At 43.9% G+C, this 19,647-nt stretch carries 14 protein-coding genes, 1 tRNA gene and 1 pseudogene; 4 read left to right on the top strand and 12 right to left on the bottom strand.

The features are described 5' to 3' along the window. Positions 1–21 precede the first annotated feature (21 nt). Positions 22–435, bottom strand: a complete 414-nt coding sequence (gene hemJ, locus ABF86_RS00355; protein ID WP_011634027.1) for a protoporphyrinogen oxidase HemJ — start codon at positions 433–435, stop codon at positions 22–24. Positions 436–707: 272 nt separating this feature from the next. Here hemJ and ABF86_RS00350 point away from each other — a divergent pair, with 272 nt between their 5' ends. The 3 genes from ABF86_RS00350 to ABF86_RS00340 all read left to right on the top strand — a co-directional run bounded on the left by ABF86_RS00350 (position 708) and on the right by ABF86_RS00340 (position 3,880). Further along, a complete protein-coding gene (locus tag ABF86_RS00350; RefSeq protein WP_074685006.1) occupies positions 708–2,939 on the top strand; it encodes a VanZ family protein in 2,232 nt (743 codons plus the stop codon). A gap of 66 nt (positions 2,940–3,005) precedes the next feature. Next, positions 3,006–3,081 (top strand) — tRNA-Lys (locus ABF86_RS00345). A 148-nt stretch (positions 3,082–3,229) separates the two neighbouring features. Next, positions 3,230–3,880 (top strand): DedA family protein, encoded by a 651-nt coding sequence (locus tag ABF86_RS00340; protein ID WP_011634025.1) that lies wholly within the window; start codon positions 3,230–3,232, stop codon positions 3,878–3,880. A 35-nt stretch (positions 3,881–3,915) separates the two neighbouring features. On the opposite strand, the gene ABF86_RS00335 is transcribed toward ABF86_RS00340, so the two are convergent. The 4 genes and pseudogenes from ABF86_RS00335 to htpG form a co-directional block, all read right to left on the bottom strand. Next, the gene (locus ABF86_RS00335) at positions 3,916–6,558 is read right to left on the bottom strand and encodes an MMPL family transporter (protein WP_074455966.1); all 2,643 of its coding nucleotides are present in this window, start codon (positions 6,556–6,558) and stop codon (positions 3,916–3,918) included. A gap of 147 nt (positions 6,559–6,705) precedes the next feature. Continuing rightward, positions 6,706–7,286 (bottom strand): annotated as a pseudogene (locus ABF86_RS00330) (IS5 family transposase); the annotation flags it as partial. 142 nt (positions 7,287–7,428) lie between these two features. Beyond that, positions 7,429–8,469, bottom strand: a complete 1,041-nt coding sequence (locus ABF86_RS00325) for a PD40 domain-containing protein (RefSeq protein ID WP_074455964.1) — start codon at positions 8,467–8,469, stop codon at positions 7,429–7,431. Between the two features lie 336 nt (positions 8,470–8,805). Continuing rightward, positions 8,806–10,728, bottom strand: a complete 1,923-nt coding sequence (gene htpG / locus ABF86_RS00320; protein ID WP_074685007.1) for a molecular chaperone HtpG — start codon at positions 10,726–10,728, stop codon at positions 8,806–8,808. Between the two features lie 28 nt (positions 10,729–10,756). On the opposite strand from htpG, the gene ABF86_RS00315 reads away from it, so the two are divergent. Continuing rightward, positions 10,757–11,935 (top strand): PQQ-dependent sugar dehydrogenase, encoded by a 1,179-nt coding sequence (locus tag ABF86_RS00315; protein WP_240142168.1) that lies wholly within the window; start codon positions 10,757–10,759, stop codon positions 11,933–11,935. Between the two features lie 21 nt (positions 11,936–11,956). Here ABF86_RS00315 and nuoN read toward each other — a convergent pair whose 3' ends face one another. The 7 genes from nuoN to nuoH all read right to left on the bottom strand — a co-directional run bounded on the left by nuoN (position 11,957) and on the right by nuoH (position 19,630). After that, on the bottom strand, positions 11,957–13,402 hold the full coding sequence (gene nuoN / locus ABF86_RS00310; RefSeq protein ID WP_074455961.1) for an NADH-quinone oxidoreductase subunit NuoN: 1,446 nt from the start codon (positions 13,400–13,402) through the stop codon (positions 11,957–11,959). Between the two features lie 62 nt (positions 13,403–13,464). After that, complete coding sequence (locus ABF86_RS00305) at positions 13,465–14,946, bottom strand: NADH-quinone oxidoreductase subunit M (RefSeq protein WP_074455960.1); 1,482 nt, start codon at positions 14,944–14,946, stop codon at positions 13,465–13,467. Positions 14,947–15,034: 88 nt separating this feature from the next. After that, entirely contained in the window at positions 15,035–16,981 is a 1,947-nt protein-coding gene (gene nuoL / locus ABF86_RS00300) for an NADH-quinone oxidoreductase subunit L (protein ID WP_074455959.1), read from the bottom strand. Positions 16,982–17,041: 60 nt separating this feature from the next. Further along, entirely contained in the window at positions 17,042–17,347 is a 306-nt protein-coding gene (gene nuoK, locus ABF86_RS00295; RefSeq protein WP_011634016.1) for an NADH-quinone oxidoreductase subunit NuoK, read from the bottom strand. A 55-nt stretch (positions 17,348–17,402) separates the two neighbouring features. Then, entirely contained in the window at positions 17,403–18,008 is a 606-nt protein-coding gene (locus ABF86_RS00290; protein ID WP_074685008.1) for an NADH-quinone oxidoreductase subunit J, read from the bottom strand. Between the two features lie 18 nt (positions 18,009–18,026). Next, positions 18,027–18,515 (bottom strand): NADH-quinone oxidoreductase subunit NuoI, encoded by a 489-nt coding sequence (gene nuoI, locus ABF86_RS00285; protein WP_011634014.1) that lies wholly within the window; start codon positions 18,513–18,515, stop codon positions 18,027–18,029. 17 nt (positions 18,516–18,532) lie between these two features. Further along, a complete protein-coding gene (gene nuoH, locus ABF86_RS00280; protein ID WP_011634013.1) occupies positions 18,533–19,630 on the bottom strand; it encodes an NADH-quinone oxidoreductase subunit NuoH in 1,098 nt (365 codons plus the stop codon). Between the last annotated feature and the right edge of the window lie 17 nt (positions 19,631–19,647).

Raw genomic sequence — 19,647 nt, 5'->3', positions numbered from 1 at the left:
TTCATTCTTTGCACTACCCTGTTAATAAGGTTTGACCACAACCAAGATAACAATCGCAAACAGCGCCAGTACCGGCAATTCATTGAACCAGCGGTAGTAAACATGGCCATGCCGGTTACGATCATGCTTGAAATCGACCAGCAACTTCCCGCAGTAGAAATGGTAAGCGATCAGCAAAACCACCAGTACCAGCTTGGTGTGCAGCCACCCTCCAGAAAAACCGTAACCAAGCCATAACCACGAACCAAAAATGATCGTCAATAACCCACCTGGGGTCATAATGCCATAATAGAGCTTGCGCTCCATTACCTTGAACCGATCTATGCCCGCCTCATCCGTACACATGGCGTGATAAACAAACAACCTGGGCAAATAAAACAACCCGGCAAACCAGGTCACCATAGAAATGATATGTAACGATTTAATCCAGAGCATAGTGAAATATCAGGTTTAAAATCAGAAGAAGTCAGGGACCGGAAAAGTTTTAAGTAATCAGTACGATCGCTTGCCCTTGAATCCGGATAATTATTTTACACAAACAGAAACATTTCATATTTATCCAGAGATTTTTGATATGACCGTACACTCCAATAATTATAGAGAATTATCTACCCGGCTACTGCAAAAGAACTGGATGTTTTAACGTTATAACCTGAATCACTGAAATCTGCGGCAGATAACAGACACGAAATACCGGATAAAAACCCATGATGATCAGCCATAGCAGCAGACATTTATCCTTCAGCACAAAAGTACTGACTGTTCTCGTCCTACTTATCACTTATGGATCACTTTACCCAGGAAATTTCACACACGCCGCTCCTGGAGCACTTGAACAATTTTTTATAAATCCGGAATGGACAACGTCCATCGGTGACATATTAGGCAATATCGTACTATTTCTCCCGCTTGGCATTGCCGGAGAACGAGTAATCCACTCGCAAAACAAGATACCCGATTTATTGTTATTAACCATAATCAGCTTTATATTCTCACTGATTCTACAAATCCTGCAAATATGGTTACCTACCCGATCCGCAGCATTAGTGGATGTATTCTGGAACATAACAGGCCTGTTCACAGGAATCGGAGTAAGTGTCCTGATAAAACAGATATCCTTATTATGGCCAGGCAGGCAGTCTTTCCCGGGTGGCAAGGCTGCTATCCCTTTAGCAATATTATTGCTCTGGTTATGCAGTGAATTATTACCTCTCGTTCCATCCCTGGACTGGCAAAAATTCAAGGATGCTGTCAAACCCCTGCAAACACTTGACTTCAGTTTCTCCTCTATCTGGATACATGCAGCAAGCATCATAACAGCCGGAAGCATACTTTCCTTACTGGCCCCAAAACCCCTAGTCTGGCTGACAGGAGCATTACTATTCATTCTGGCCGGAAAAATTACGATTGTAAATCAGCTCCTTGACACATCAACCATATCGGGGTTACTGGCGGGTTATCTGGCAAGCGTTTTGTTACTGAAAACCAGTCCACACACCAGGATAGTCGTCGCTTTCTGGTCGCTACTGACTGCTTGGACTATTCATGCCCTGACACCTTTCTCCTTCACGATAGGTGGCACTTTCAATTTTATCCCCTTCGCCACCATGCTTGAGGGCTCCATGCTTACCAATGCTATGGCATTGGTTCTGTCTCTTTACATCTATTCTGCCCTGTTATGGTTCGCTCCATATACCGGTGGAAATTTTCGTGGCATAGTCCTGGCACTGGTCTTCTGGTCGATAGTCATCGAACTGATTCAAATGGCGTTATTAGGGCGTAATGCAGATATTACCGAGCCACTACTGATCGGACTGATTGCATGGGGGTTGGGTGAATCCAGACAACTTGAGTGCCGTATTGAAATACCTCATCCCATAGCTAACCCTGTACCGGACAAGCCCATTCCATTCACACCCCACTCTCACCGGACTGATTCCCCTACAAATCTGTCTTTATTCAGTGCATGGATTCCCGTAATTCTTTTGTCAATGGGAGCTACAAGCCTGCTCTGGCTGATCTTGCACTTGCCCCAAATACCTTACAACCTCAAAGAGCTATTTCTGTTTGATGGCAATATATTATTTATATTCATTTTTATTCTGACACTACTATGGATCGGAGCAGGAGCCGCATGGATCAGCTCCAGAATACTTTCCAGTACCAGACCCTTTATAAGCTTGCCAGGATGGGTACTCACAGTCAGTCTTATCAGCCTGGGGTTACTTTCAATCAGCGTAACCCAGGAAAGTATTGCCGATATCACTGGATCGAATAATATTTACTGGTTCGTTATTAACAAAGACATCTGGGGGGAAGGCTGGCGACATATCTTTGAATGGCTTGGGCCAACATTGATTTCCACACTGGAAAGACCAGTTCGCTATACAGCGCTGTATGCACCCCTTGTCATCTTTCTGGCGCTGATTATCAGTTTCTTCAGCCTACGTAAACAGCGTGCACAAGTCACAAGAAAAATGCTTATTCTGGTTATCAGCGCACTACCCTGGCTCTGGCTGGCCAAAACCATCACCTTTAGCTGGTCCTCAACTGACAACCTGAATGAGTTAATCGCCCGCAATGGTGCCATAGGTATGGGAGGAGGTTTTTATCTTTACGCTCTACTCTTTGTTCTTTGCGTTAACGCCATCATACTTGTCAATCTATCCGGTAACGTTATGGAATGGATCTTAGGGATAGTACTATCCCTTATAATGCTGCCAATAGGATGGTGGCTACTCTCTCTTGGGCTGGAGTCCGAAGTGCATAAATATGGACATATTTTTTCTGGCCCCCAATTTCTGCTTGGCCCTGATCGTAAGCAAATTCTGCCCGAAGCAGAATTATTTACCCGCTGGTGCCTGGTACAAACCGGTTTCATTATCATTATCAGCTCAGGCATACGCAGTTTCAGCAGAATAACCCGGCAATATATGTGATCACTTTCTTCTAATCACGATAAAGTGTTCCCCAATGAGGAATGAATTGGTATAATTGCCGCCTTCGGGTCGTTAGCTCAGCCGGTAGAGCAGCGGACTTTTAATCCGTTGGTCGCGCGTTCGAATCGCGCACGGCCTACCAGACACAGGCACTTGGTCAGAAAATGGGCAAGTGCCTTTTTTATTGTTCAGATTTATTCATGCTTCGAGGTAATCTGGTGCGGTATTCTTGCACTGATTGTTACAAACCGTAACCTCATTCTCCACAACAAACCCATATCCCCCTGCCCATGTTTCTTATCGACTTCATTATCCATATTGATAGCCACCTGCGGGAGCTCGTCTTGGAATATGGAATATGGGTCAATGGCATTCTCTTTCTGATCATTTTTTGTGAAACCGGGCTGGTTGTATTTCCTTTTTTGCCTGGTGACTCCTTGCTGTTTGCTGCAGGATCACTCGCATCGATACAAGGATCACAGCTTAATCCCCATATCCTGTTTGCCGGGTTATGCCTGGCTGGTATTTTGGGTGACAGCCTTAATTACTGGATAGGTCAAGAATTCGGGCTAAAGGTTTTTACCCCGGAGAAGTTTCGCTTCCTTAAACAGGAGCATCTTGATAAGACGCATGCCTTTTACCTCAAATACGGTGGCAAAACGATTATCATCGCGCGCTTTATCCCTATCATCCGTACTTTTGCTCCATTTGTGGCCGGTATTGGCACTATGCCTTATCGCACCTTTCTTACTTACAACATCATTGGTGCTGCGCTGTGGGTCGGGATATTTGTTTACGCTGGATTTTATTTCGGGCAACTCCCATTTATACAAAGAAACTTCAAGCTGGTTATTGTTGCGATCATTATTTTATCGATCATCCCACCTGTAATTGAATACCTTAAACATCGCTACGGAAAGAACAAACCAGACCAAGGTTGACCTACCCTGTTCAAACATGCCGGATAATGAGGACTTCATGATGCCGTCCGTCGGCTGGAATTCCCCAGTAGAGAAGGCAGAATAACAAGCGTACAGATCAGGGTAAATGCCAGCCCGACGGTAAGCAACGTTCCCATGCTGGCCGTTCCTTTATGTGGTGAAAACATGAGGCTGGCAAAATCAACCAGCGCGGTCAACGCACTGTAAAAGATAGCTCGTACCGTACTGGTATGAATCAAAATTTCGCTGCCAACCTGGTTATCCATGCTGCGATGTACCATGTGCAAGCTGCTGTCAATCCCCAGACCCAACAAAAGTGGTAGAGCAATGATATTAGCGAAGTTGAATGGTGTATCCAGCAAGACAGTAAAAATGCCGATAAATATGCTGGATAACAACAGTGGAATCAATACCAGTACGGTATATTTTATGCTGCGCAGCATGAGCAGAAGCGCAATTACCACCCCCACAAAAGTCAGTGAGAATGCCTGAATAAATGCATCGATTACCGCATTGCCTGCTTCCAGACTGATTACAGGTATCCCGGTTACATGCGGTGCCACTTGCTGCACCGATCTGACAAAACGGCGCAATGACTCATTATCACCAATATCATCAGACGGATATACGGCAACAAGATATTCCCCTGTATGACTGTGCCAGCGACTGGCCAGTGGCACGGGCAGCTCCTGTTCACCGAAAGGAGTAGCTTCAATCAGATTGTATAAACGCTGAAGCGCAACAGACAGTGTGGACAGCAGGTTTTCTTCCAGCAACTGTAGTAATTTATCCTGCTCATCCGGATCTGCCTTGTTTAGCCGGTGAAGCAATGATCCCACTGAATTCCTGAGTGCCAATGCAGAAGCTAAAATGGAGGAATCTGGATAACCCACAGTAAAACGTTCTAACGTAGCATGCAGAGAGGCGAGCACCTGCTGTTGTTGTGATGCTGTTTGCTTAACCGCGGATGGCGTTGCCATTGACAGTTCCGGGCCGATGATAAGTGACATTTCTTCAATTGCAGCCAGCTTTTCTTCCTGCTCGGATGGCACAAAATCCTTAATTGAAACCACTTTACTTACTTCTGGCAGTTTGCTCAGATTTTCTTTCAACTGTTGAATTTCATTGCGATCTTCAGTCAGCACAACCGCATACCACGGTGAATGATCGGGTGATGCCAGCAATTCCCGGAAAGTCTGAACAGCCTCCCCCTTTGGATCCTGCATATTGAGCAGGTTATAGTCAAACCTGATTTGTGGCCACAATACTGCTGCCAACAACAACACTAAACAAACAAAAATGTGTGTCAATTTTCGCCACTTCAGCGAAACCTCAAGTACTTTACCCAACATTTTCCTGCCGTTGGGTTTAACAGCTGATTGCCCCGATAAATAGCGTAACAGTGCCGATCCGACAATAAAAGTAACCACCAGACTGATCAGCATGCCCGTACCTGAGATAATCCCAAGCTCTGCCACCCCGCTGTAACTGGTGGGGATGAATGCATAAAAGCCAATAGCATTTGCAACCGTACAGGCAGTCAGCGCAACCCCGGCTTCGCCACCCGCCCGATATACAGCGGTTTTTGTGAACAAGCCACTTTCTTGCATTTCCCGATAACGAAGCAGAAAGTGAATAGCAAAATCTGCCCCCAGGCCGATATACAACACCGCAAAAGCAATGGAAATCACATTCAGCTGACCAATAGCAACCGTTGCGAACGCGGCTGTCAGCACTAAACCCGCCACCAGACAAATCAGTACAGCTATAGTCATACCAACCGTATACATAGCCGAATAAAGTACTGCACCCACCATGATGAATGTAACGACCCCGGCAATTTCCATCCCATCCAGCGAGCTCTTGAGTTCCTCATCAGCCAACGCCATGTCCCCGGTAATACGCAACTGAATTGGCCCATCGTCGATTAAACCTGCTTCTTCTGCGGCTGCGCGCACCGCCATAACAGGTTGCTTGCTCGGAAGCAGCTCTGAATAGTCCGGGATGGGTTTAACGACAATTATTTCCTGATAACTAGCCTTCAACGGTTCGCCACGAAATAATGTCTGCCATGATAGGGGGCGCGATTTGCCAGTAAGCTGTGCATCGATTGTCTCGCTCACTCCCTGGAAAACCGGCTCCAGCTCCAGGTGCTGGCCTTTGTTTAATTCATCAGTCGCTTGCGTGAGTAGCGTGATAAATGTGTGCAGTGTGGGGTTCCGGGTAATTTGCGCAATCAGCGGCTGAGCTTCAGCCAAATGATCCGTGATGCGTTCCAGCTGAGGAATATCTTCATAGAGCAATCCGTTACGCCCAAAAAAATCTTCTACGCCTGGCGCATAAACATCGGAAAAATTTTTGTTATCTTTTTTCAGGAGTGCTACCAGCCGGTGTGCTGTGGAATAAGCCTGCTCGGGGGTAGGAGCACTGAGTACCAACAACAGAATATTCGTGTCCTGAGGAAAAGCCTGGTCGTACTTTTCACTGTTGATACGAAACGGCAAATGCTCAGAAAGCATATCCGTTGTATCAGTATTCATGCCAAGATTACGAGTGGTATATACCGCGCTTATTGCAACAAAAATAAATGAGATTAATAAAACCCAGGGAGCATGGCGATAGCAGAAGCTGGTACAAGAGGCAAAGATCTTATAGGTTCTACTATGTGAAGATTCCATTATTTTCCGCTATTGCTCCAGATCAAGTGACTGCATTTTATATTTTTCATACCGGGCGGTATTTTAGTGCAGTTTTGATAAACATACAGATTGATCCTGTCTTTATCGGGGTTCAAAGTGGATATTGATAAGATGGATAGCAAATATTCAGTGGAAAAATATTTTCAGGAAAATGTGAGCCACATCCCAGACATCGTAGTCACGAGACACCCGCCAGAGGGCGATACATCTAATTTGTACGGCGGCAAGGAAAGAAGCGGTATTTTTGGCGTACCTTGTGGCAACGTCACGCCATCTTTTGAGATGAAGGAAAGCATTTCCGACAAGATGCCTCAGTTCATACAGTGCTTTATCATTAGACGTTTTTATCTTTCGATCCTTTTTGGGCGGGATAACAATTTCCATCTTCTGTTTTTTCGCCAGATCAATGATTGCATTACTATCATAGCCACGATCTGCCAACAGGTAATCTGCACTAACTTCTTCAATCAGGTACCTAACTTGCACGCAATCAGTAGTGACACCTGGTGTAACAAGGGTTTTGACCAGCATACCATGCGTATCCACGGCCAGATATATTTTGGTGTTGAGTCCCTTTTTGTCCTCCTGCCACCTCTGGCTCCGCTGGCATGTGGATGAACTTTACAGTGGCTAGCATCAATCATCAGCTATTCATAATCCAGATCATCCATCAGAATTTCCAGCAATTTTTCCCAAATATCTTCGTCACACAACAGTTTTGATGAAATTGAGGAGTTCACACATACCGATATTCAGGCTGAAGTATTTGTACAAAGAGCCCCAAATAAATTTGGAGCTCTTTGTATTATTGAAAAGTGGCCCGCTTGGAAAAACCAGAGGCAAGCTTGTTTAGCCGTTACTGTTGATAAGTAAATTGGGGGGAGGTCCCATCGGCTCGAATGTTTTTAACAAAGGAATATCTTCTTTACTTATCCAGTGGATATCCGTATCAAACGTACCTTGTGGCCCCCAGCTACCGGTAAACTTCTTGCCATCGGGCGTAAAAGTCCAGCACATTTCTTCTCCCGAGGTATTGATAACATCACCAAGATTGACCGGCTCTTGCCACTCACCCTTTTCATCCTGATGAGCAATCCACATATCATGCCCACCCCGCGAACCCAGATTTGTCCGCATACTGGTAAGAACCAGACTTTTGCCATTTTTTGACAAGCCAGTCCAGTGCATGTGGTCGCGCTGTGGAGAATTTATTTTCGATCCCAAGCTTACCGGCTTTTGCCATATACCATCTTTTTTCTCAACTTTCCAGATATCACTCTCCTGAGTTACCCCAGGCTGGCTGTAGTTAAAATAAATTAGACTGTCAGAGGCAATAATCGGGCAGTGTTCTTCGCCAGTTGATGTATTGATACTGGGAAGCTCCGGCATATCATTCCAGTTTTTGGGTGCTTGCCATACGCCGTTCACTCTCTGAACAACATAAAGATCCCCCGACAACAGGTTGTCCGGCTCATATCTCGTAAAATAAATAACATTTCCGTCATCTGAAAGACTTGGCTCTAACTCCCAGGCTGTAGTATTGATATTAGGGCCTACAGTCGGATCAATATCGGAGCCAAGATGAACAGGTTCCTGCCATATGCCATCTATATTATGAGACATCCATATATCAAAGTTATAGGCACTGCCCGGTGATTTGATACTACCTTCGCGCGTTGAAACGAAAATAGCTGTTTTGCCATCCGCACTGTAAGTTATCTCTATTTCAGTACCGGGCGAGTTAATAGGAGCCCCCATACTTTTTGATGCGGCTGGTGGCTCAGCTACACCTTCTGCTCCATGCATACCAGGCATGGCATAAGCCAGATTGCTGGCCAGCATTAAAATCGGTAGTGTGGAACAAAGTTTTATAACAGAGTTATCTCTCATTCTGCTTCTCCTCTCCGGACAAAAGTAAACTAATCGTTCTCTTTTTGAGATTAGGAGGGTATATGATGAATTACTGGAGTGTCAAGATAAAGAAATAGAATCGCTGTTTGCTCTATTTCTCCTCTTCAGATTAACACGCTAAACTTGCCAATATTATTTGAGAATACTTCTAAAGTTGGTTTTTTTAGGCAAAACAAGGCAGTGCACGGTGAGCACTGCCTTAAGTAACGTCTCGTTGCTGAACTTCGCGCACCTTGTGCTTTCACTCTATACAACCGGATTTTAAAAACACTGTTAGACAAATTTATAGTGTACGCACAACCAATCCTCGATATCTTATTTTCCGCTTAAAATATTTTGCAGCAGCAAATCATTCAATCGTCTGACGAAACTAGCTGGATCTTCGAGCTGCCCCCCTTCGGCCAGCAATGCCTGATCAAACAAAATATGGCTCCAGTCAGCAAATTTGGCTTCTTCATATTTCAGGCGCTGAACCATGGGATGATGCGGGTTGATTTCCAGAAACGGTTTACTATCCGGAACTTTCTGACCAGCAGATTTCAGCAGTCGTCCGAGATTACCACTCATATCGTGTGTATCAGCTACCAAACAGGCTGGCGATTCCGTCAAACGGTAGGTAATGCGCACATCCTTGACTAGCTCACCCAGCACTTCCTTCATTTTTGCTGTTAATTCCTGAAAATCTCCTGCTTCCTTTTCATGCTCTTGCTTTTCTACTTCATCTTCCAGCTTGCCTAGATCCAGATCACCTTTGGCAATAGATTGTAAAGATTTACCCGCATACTCATTTAGATTGGCTGTCAGCCATTCATCAATACGATCATGCAACAACAGAACCTCGATCCCTTTTTTACGGAATATTTCCAGATGTGGGCTGCTTTGGGCTGCCTTCAGACCATCTGCAGTAATGTAGTAAATTTTTTCCTGTTCTGGTTTCATCCGGGCGATGTAATCATCCAGCGAGACCGTCTGCTCTTCTTGTTCATCATGTGTTGAAGTAAATCTCAGCAATTTAGCGATACGTTCACGGTTGCTGTAATCTTCCGCAACTCCTTCTTTCAGTACCTGGCCAAATTCACGCCAGAAGATTTTAAATTTTTCCTGATCCTCGCTCTTATCACTCGTTGCAAGATCTTCAATCAACCCCAGTACTTTTTTCACCGAGCCGGCACGAATGCTGTCAATATCTTTCGATTCTTGCAGGATTTCACGGGAAACATTCAATGGTAAATCGTTTGAATCAATAATGCCGCGAATGAAACGCAAGTACCCTGGCAACAATTTCTCCGCATCATCCATAATAAACACACGTTTGATATAGAGTTTGAGGCCATGACGATGCTCGCGATCAAACAGGTCAAACGGCGCATGGGCGGGAATATATAACAACTGAATATACTCCTGCTTACCTTCAACTCTGGCATGTACATGAGCAAGCGGCGGCTCGAAATCATGCGCTACATGTTTATAAAATTCATCGTACTGTTCTTGCGTAATCTCATTTTTAGGCCGCGCCCAGATTGCACTGGCCTGATTGACTGTTTCTTCTTCATCACTTATTTTGTATGCCTTGCTCTCGTCATCCCATACCTCCTTCTTCATAATGATAGGAAGCGTGATGTGATCTGAATACTTGCGGATGATAGAACGCAGCTGAAAGCCGCTTAACAGCTCATCCTCGTCTTCACGCAGATGCAAAACAACCTCTGTACCCCGATCCCCTTTTTCCACGGTTTCCAGCGTGTATTCACCCTCACCACTGGATTCCCAGCGCACTCCATGCTCAGTAGTCAGGCCTGCACGGCGAGTAGTCAACGTTACTTTGTCTGCAACAATAAATGCCGAATAAAAACCTACGCCAAACTGTCCAATTAGGTTGGCATCCTTAGCTTGGTCACCTGTCAGCGAATCAATAAATTCCCGTGTACCAGATTTGGCAATAGTACCAATATTATCAATCACTTCCTGTCTGGACATACCGATACCATTATCACTGATCGTGATAGTACGCGCCTCTTTATCGTAAGCAATACGGATTTTAAGATCCGGATCGGATTCATATAATGCCGTATCGGATAATCCTTCAAACCTCAGTTTGTCTGCGGCATCCGAAGCATTCGAAATTAACTCCCGTAGAAAAATTTCCTTATTACTGTAAAGGGAATGAATCATCAGTCTCAAAAGCTGTTTCGCTTCAGCCTGAAAATTCAAGTGTTCGACGTTTTCTGCAGTTTGCATACTTTCCTCCTTAAAAAATGCGCTAACATTGTGGGATCAGGTTTCCCGATTTCAAGTTACTTCAATCTCGAAACCTCTATTCCTTAATTTTTACTTGTTCGATTGTATGAAATTCTTATCTTTTGTTTTCTCGGCATCGCTATGTGCAGTCACCTTCCAAGTTAATGCTCAAGAATTAGAGCTTCCACTTGATAAAATCAAGCTACCCTCCGGGTTTTCAATCAGTATTTGGGCATATGTACCGGATGCACAAGCCATGACATTAGGCGATAAAGGAACAGTATTCGTAGGTTCCAAATCGGCAGGCAATATCTATGCCATCACAGAAAACGAGGGAAAACGCCAAGTCCGCATTATTGCCAGCAAGCTCAAAATGCCCTCCGGAGTAGCATTTCATGACGGTGCTTTATACGTATCATCGGTTAACAGAATCCTGCGTTTTGATGATATTGAAAATACGCTCGATCACCCAGCACCACCGCACATTATAACGACTGATTACCCTAAAGAAACCTATCACGGTTGGAGAAACATAGCGTTTGGTCCGGATGATTGGCTGTACGTTTCTGTTGGCTCACCTTGCAATATCTGCGAAACGGATCTGGATCGTTTTGCTCTAATTTCACGCATAAAACCGAATGGTACAAACTATGAAGTATTCGCGAAAGGGGTACGTAACACAGAAGGATTTGACTGGCATCCCATCACAAAGGAATTGTGGTTCACCGATATCAGCCGGGCGTGGATGGGAGATAATCTTCCGCCAGATGAGTTGAATCATGCTCCAGAGAAAGGAATGCATTTCGGTTTCCCTTACTGCCATGGTCAAGAAGTAGCTGATCCCAAACTTGGGGCAAAATATGACTGCAATAAGTTTACTCCTCCTGCCGCTGAACTTGATCCTCACGTTACGCCAATGGGAATGCGATTTTATACCGGCACCATGTTCCCCGCTGAATACCATGGCAACATCTTTATTGCAGAGCATGGTTCGTGGAACCGCAGTACAAAAACAGGCTATCGTATTGAACGGGTACAGATTGAGGAAAATAAGGTTACTACAAAAGAATCTTTTGCGGAAGGCTGGCTGCAGGATAACGAAGCCTGGGGCAGACCGGTTGACATACTAATAACAGCGGATGGAGCGATGCTGATCACGGATGATATGGCAGGTGTGATTTATCGTATCAGCTATAATCAGCCATAACTCTCCCACCTGCCATAATTTTTACATGGAGTTTTGAATGGCAGACAAGCTCAAACCCATAAGTGCCTGCGGGAACATGCCCAGAAGTACTATAGCCAATCCGTTTGTACTGATAAGTATCCTGACATCCGGCTTGAATAAAATCGGTCGGGTATCTTCCGGCGCATCAAAATATATAAACTTGACGATGCGTAAATAATAAAAGGCACCAATTAGCGCCAGTATAACTGCAACAACCACTAACCATACATACCCTGCCTCCAGGACGGCCTGGAAAACAGCTAGTTTTGCATAGAATCCAATCATGGGGGGAACTCCCGCCATAGAAAACATTATTAACAACATCATAAATGCGAGCCACGGGCTACGTTGATTAAGACCTTTAAAATCACTGATTTTGTCCGCCTCAAATCCTTCCCGGGAGAGTAACATAATAATTCCAAATGCACCCAGCGTCATTAATACGTAAGCAATCACATAGAACATGGCTGAGCTGTAGCCGTTTTCTCCTATCGCAATAAAACCGAGCAAAACAAATCCTATATGCGAAATTGTTGAATAAGCCAGCATCCGCTTAATATTTAGCTGAGCTATCGCTACAAAATTACCAACCGCCATCGAGGCCACTGACAGCAAGACCAGCATTCCCTGCCAATCAGTAGCCAGCTCTCCCAGGCCCTCCACCAGCAATCTCATAACAAAACCAAAAGCCGCCAGCTTAGGTGCTGACCCGATAAATAATGTTACTGCAGTAGGCGCTCCCTCATAAACATCTGGAGCCCACATATGAAATGGTACTGCGCTGAGTTTAAAGCTGATACCGGCAACAACGAAAACCAGACCGATGATAAAGATGTCATGATCTGCCGTACCTTGTTGGATGCTCTTCGTCAATTCCGAAATATGCAATGTTCCAGTTGCGCCATATAGCATTGACATGCCATAAAGCAAAAACCCGGAAGCCAGTGCGCCCAGAACAAAAAATTTGATGGCTGCTTCGGTAGCAACAGCCGATTCACGTTGCAACGCTACCATGGCATAAAGCGACAGAGATAACAGTTCAATTCCCAGATAAAGGGTAATAAGGTGGCTTGCAGAAACCATAACCATCATACCCAGTGTGGCGAACAATGCGAGACTGAAGAACTCCCCTTTCAATAGACCCCGGAGACTGATGTATGCGCGGGAATAGATCAACACAGCCGCAACAGTAGGATAAATCATCAGTTTTAGCGTATCTGACATTGCGTCACCGACAAACATGCCTGAGAAAGTATAACGAACTTCTGTGCTATATATGTCATACGTAATGAATGAACATCCGGCCAGTGTCAATAATGACAAATAAAATGACAGAAGCCGGTTTTTTTCTCCTACAAACAAGTCAGCAAGCATGATCACGCAAATCATGAACAGCAGGAAAATTTCAGGGTAAGCTGGTGTGAAGTCAGGTAACAAAAAATCCATGAAAAATCCTTAATTTCCGATCAGGAAAGTATTTTTATTATCCAAAAATTTAGCTAAATATCTTAAAGCTTGGTACGTGCAACATGCTCCAGCAGATTATCAACCGTAACATGCATAACTTCGGTAAGTGGCAGCGGATAAATACCCAGAGCTAGAACTGCAACCGCCAGGATAGCCAAAACCAAAAATTCACGTGCGGAAATATCTTTCATTCCTTCGACATTGGGATTTGCCACGGCACCAAACACAACTTTTTTATATAGCCACAGACTGTAAGACGCCCCCAAAATCAATGTCAGCGCAGCAAAAAATGCATACCAGAAATTCACTTCCATGGAACCCATAATCACCATAAATTCACCTACGAAACCACTGGTGCCTGGAAGCCCGGAATTAGCCATTGCAAACAACATAAAAAGAGCAGCAAAAACTGGCATTTTATTAACTACCCCACCATAATCTGCGATCATCCTAGTATGCAAGCGATCATATAAAACACCAACACATAGAAACAAAGCGCCAGAAATGAATCCATGCGAAATCATCTGCACCATGGCTCCTTCTATTCCAATAGGATTGAACAGGAAAAAGCCCAACGTAACAAATCCCATATGAGAAACTGAAGAATAGGCAATCAGCTTCTTCATATCACGCTGCATTAACGCAACGATGCCAATATATACAATGGCAATCAGCGATAAAGCGATCAATATCCATGACAACTCATGACTCGCATCTGGCGTAATTGGTAAAGAAAATCTGAGAAAACCGTATCCACCCAGTTTAAGCAGGATAGCTGCCAGTACTACCGAACCACCTGTAGGTGCTTCAACGTGCGCATCCGGCAACCAAGTATGCACTGGCCACATCGGCACCTTAACCGCGAAGGCGACCATAAATCCTATAAAAATAAGGATTTGTGCGGCCATCGGTATAGGAAGATGATGATAATCGAGAATTGAGAAGCTACCACCAGAAGCCTGATATAAATAAATCAGCGCCACCAGCATCAATAGAGATCCCAGAAATGTATAAAGAAAAAACTTTAGAGCTGCATAAATCCGGTTAGGCCCTCCCCAGACTCCAATAATGATAAACATTGGAACCAGTGATGCTTCCCAGAAAGAATAGAACAATATGGCATCCAGTGACGCGAACACCCCATTGAGAACACCGGACATGATCAAAAAAGCTCCCATATATTGGGAAACCTTTTCACGAATCACCTCCCATCCGGCAATCACGACCAGCGGGGTCGTAAAACTGTTCAATAAAATTAATGGCATTGATATGCCATCAACCCCCAAATAATAATAGACATTGAGGCGTTCAAACCATACATTCCGCTCGATAAACTGCATCGAACCCATGGATGTATCAAATCCACTATAAAGCGGAAGTGTTACGAGGAAACCGGCCACAGATCCAGCCAGAGCAACCCAGCGTACCGCTTGAGTATTTCGGTCACTCATCAAAAATACGATTAAACCAGAAATAATTGGTAGCCAGATAATTAGACTTAACAGCGGAAATCCAAATAACATGTTTTTTTCGTCTTAAATCGCATTTCAATGCGTATTAGTTATCCCAGAGAACAGAAAGAAGTTCAGTCCGTTTTCAATTCCCTGAAGCCTAAAAAGGAAACAGCCATATACTCATCAGAACAAATACACCCACAATCATACTAAATGCATAATGGTAGATATACCCGGACTGAAAGCGACGTCCCACCATCGCAAACCAACCCATCGCTCTTGCCGTGCCATTAACCATCAAACCATCTATGACTTTCATATCTACATATTTCCACAGCACGGTACTTAGCGTACGTAAACCACCCGCAAATAACCAGCTGTACAGCTCATCAATAAAATATTTTCGATCAAGCAGAACATAAACCGGATTAGCCAGTTTTTTAATTTTACCGGGTAATGCAGTTTGATAACGATACAAAAACCAGGCAGTAAAAATTCCTGACATCGCCAGCCAGAACGGAGGGGCAGTCAAAGCATGTATCATCATGCCGAATATTCCTGTATAGCTCTCGCCCATCTTGGCCATGACATCATGCTGCGCATCTATATAAATAGCCTCAGTGAAGAAACCTCCAAAAAGCATTGGATCAATCAGCCAGCCAGCCGCCACAGTAGGAATTGCCAATAAAACTAGTGGTACCGTCACTACCCAAGGGGATTCACGCAGATGATCACGTGTATGGCTATCCATACCTGGTTCGCCATAGAAAGTCATGAATATTAGCCGGAAGGTATACAGCGCAGTAACGAATACTGTACTTAACGCACAGAAATAGGCGAATCCTGCCCCAGGAATTTCCGAGAGGAGAACTCCTTCAATAATCGCATCCTTAGAGAAAAAACCTGAAAAACCTGGCACTCCTGCACTGGCCAATGCAGCAACAAACATGGTGCCAAATGTAATCGGCATATATCGTTTAAGTCCACCCATCTTGCGCATATCCTGCTCGTGATGCATGGCGATAATGACGGACCCTGCACCCAGAAACAGTAATGCCTTGAAAAAGGCATGCGTCATAAGATGAAAGATAGCCGCTGAATAAGCAGATGCGCCCAGCGCTACCGTCATGTATCCGAGCTGGGATAGCGTTGAATACGCGACGACTCGCTTGATATCATTCTGTACTACCGCTACCAGCGCCATAAACAAGGTGGTAATTCCACCAATCACAAAAATAACCGAGTGCACTGTAACAGATAACTCAAACAGAGGAGACATGCGAGCTACCATGAAGATACCAGCTGTTACCATGGTTGCAGCATGAATCAGAGCCGAAATTGGTGTTGGCCCCTCCATTGAATCCGGCAACCAGACATGCAGGGGAAATTGAGCAGATTTACCCATCGCACCTATGAAAAGCAGCAAACATATTACTGTCATCAACATCCAGGATTCACCAGGCATGATTTCAATAGTACGGGATGCAAGGTATTCCGCATGGGTAAATACAAGCTCGTAATCCAAAGTGCCGACATTTGCCAGTATTAAAGCGATACCCAGCAGGAAGCCTATATCAGCGATCCGATTAACCAGAAATGCTTTGAGATTGGCATAAATTGCCGTCGGGCGAGTGTACCAAAAACCGATTAACAAATAAGAGACCAGTCCGACTGCTTCCCAGCCAAAAAACAATTGCAGGAAATTGTTTGACATCACCAGCATCAGCATCGAAAACGTAAATAGCGATATATAGCTAAAAAATCGCTGATACCCTGGATCTCCCTGCATATAGCCGATAGTATAAATATGCACCATTAACGATACACCTGTTACCACCATCATCATCGTGGCTGACAACGTATCAATCAAAAATCCTATCTCAATTACAGTCTCGCCTGATGTCATCCAGGTATAGACACTACCGTTATAAAGATTTCCTTGTAATACATCGATAAAAATTACAACAGATGCAATAAATGACAGTGCCACTAACGCAATCGTCGCACGATGACTCCCTATCAGACCAATCTGTCGCCCAAACAGCCCGGCAACGATTGCTCCTAACAAGGGTGCCGCTGGTACTAGTAAATAAAGATTTTCCATCTAAGGTATCAATTAACAATACTGTTTAACAAACTGACTGGATATAAAACTGCCTGCCGTTCAACCCTTAAGTCTATCCAAATCATCTACGTTGATAGTACGTATGTTTCTGAATAAAGCGACCAAAATCGCTAAACCAATAGCAGCCTCGGCTGCAGCCACAGTCAGAATAAAAAATACAAAAATCTGCCCAGCTATATCCTGTAAATAATATGAGAAAGCGACAAAATTTATATTAACTGCCAGTAGCATCAGCTCAATGGACATTAACAAAATAATGACATTTTTACGGTTGAGAAAAATACCTACAACCCCAATGGCAAACAGAACAGCGCCCAGCACAAGATAATGTGATAGTGATACCAAGATGATTACCCTTCAAATGAAAATATTTGAGATAGTTGAAATCCCTGGGGAAAAATCATTCTTTTTTTTCTGCAGGCATAGATATTACTTTTAACCGCTCGTTACGGCTAACAGCTATCTGCCTGGAGGCATTAGAAGATTTTTTATCGGTGCGATGGCGCAAGGTTATAGCTATAGCAGCAACCATTGCCACTAACAAAATGACTGCAGCTAATTCGAAAACATACACATATTCAGTGTAAATCAATCGACCCAATTCTTTAGTATTACTGTAATCAACTGATTTATATTCCGGAGTTTGTATGATTTCAGAACTAAATTGTTTGCTCATCAGTACCATACTCATCTCAACGGTCATAATAAAAGCCAATATTGCACCAAATGGAAACCACTTCCAGAATCCTTCCCGCATCTGATCTAAATTAATATCTAGCATCATAACCACAAACAGAAACAGCACCATGACGGCGCCTACATATACCACTACTAGAGCTATCGCTAAAAATTCCGCTTCGAGTAAAATCCATAATCCGGAAGATGTCACAAAAGCAAGTACCAATAGCAGCACCGAGTAAACGGGGTTACGTAATGTAATTACTCCTAGTGCAGAAATTATCACCACACTAGCCAGACTGTAAAAAACAAAATCCTGGAAAATCATAAATTTATATCTAAATGTTTAACGATAAGGAGCATCTGCTGCTCTGTCTTTGGCTATCTGCTCTTCATAACGGTCACCCACAGCCAGCAGCATTTCTTTGGTATAAGTCAGATCGCCACGAACTTCGCCGTGATACTCAAGCACACGTGTCTCGACAATTGCATCTACTGGACAAGCTTCTTCACAAAAACCACAAAAAATACACTTAATCAGATCAATATCGTAACGTGTGGTACGCCGTGTACCATCATCACGTTGTTCTGACTCAATAGTGATCGCCAACGCCGGACAAACTGCTTCACATAACTTACACGCTATACAGCGCTCCTCACCATTAGGATAACGACGCAAAGCATGTAACCCTCTAAAACGAGGTGATTGCGGCGTCTTCTCTTCCGGATAATGTACAGTAACCTTAGGCGCAAACAAATAGCGTCCAGTTACTTTCATTCCCTTTAACAACTCAAATAGCAAAAAGGATTTTAAAAACCGTTTAATGCGTTCCATTTTGAAATTCCTCTTGACTAGAACCAAAGATTCAATGGAAAGCTTTGCAATGCAGCTTCAGGCAATTGCATTACTGCGCCCAATAAAACAATCCAGATTAACGTAATTGGAATAAATACCTTCCACCCCAACCGCATAATTTGATCATAGCGATAACGAGGAAAAGTAGCACGGAACCAAAGAAAGAAAAACAACATGATGGCTATCTTTAACAACAACCAAACTACACCCGGGATCAGATTGAAGGGAATGATATCTACCGGGGGCAACCACCCTCCAAGGAACATGATACTGGCTAAGGTTGCAACCAGAATCATGTTTGCATACTCGGCAAGAAAAAATATGGTAAAAGCCATTCCCGAATAATCCACATGGAAACCAGCCACGATTTCCGATTCTCCTTCAGCCACATCAAAAGGTAATCGATTAGTTTCGGCTACTCCAGAGATAAAATAAACTAGAAACATCGGAAATAATGGAATCATGTACCAATTAAGAAAACTCCCTCCCTGTTGCCCCGCTACGATATCTCCCAAGTTGAGACTAGAGGACATCATCAACACACAAACCAAGGCAAATCCCATAGCTAATTCATATGAAATAACCTGTGCAGCAGAACGCATGGCACCCAAGAAAGCATATTTTGAATTAGATGCCCATCCAGCAATAATGACACCATAAACACCCAGAGATGTCATAGCCAGAATATATAGCAGTGCAGCATTGATATCAGCCAATACTAGTTCTGGTGAGAAGGGAACGACAGCCCATGCCGCTAATGCAGGCGTTATAGCAAGTATTGGCGCAAGGAGAAATAGAAATTTATTGGCACCGGTCGGAATAATGATTTCCTTCATGATAGCCTTAACCGCATCGGCAATAGGCTGCCCCCATCCACCCAACCAAGGAATACCAAAAAATGTTACCCGGTTTGGCCCTACTCTGACTTGCATGAATGCAATAATCTTTCTCTCTGCAAAAGTAAGATATGCGACTGCCAGCAATAATGGAATAATGATTGCCAGAATCAACAGCAGATTCTTTGCCAATAGAAAGAGGGAAACACCCCACTCGCTGCCAAATAATTGTTCAAATAATGGTTGAAAACTATCCATTGATCAGATTCCAAATC

The organism is Nitrosomonas sp. GH22 (genome assembly GCF_009833115.1).
Classification (GTDB): Bacteria; Pseudomonadota; Gammaproteobacteria; order Burkholderiales; family Nitrosomonadaceae; genus Nitrosomonas; species Nitrosomonas eutropha.
The sequence above is the reverse complement of the archived record's forward strand: the minus strand, read 5'-3'. Positions and strand labels throughout refer to the sequence as shown.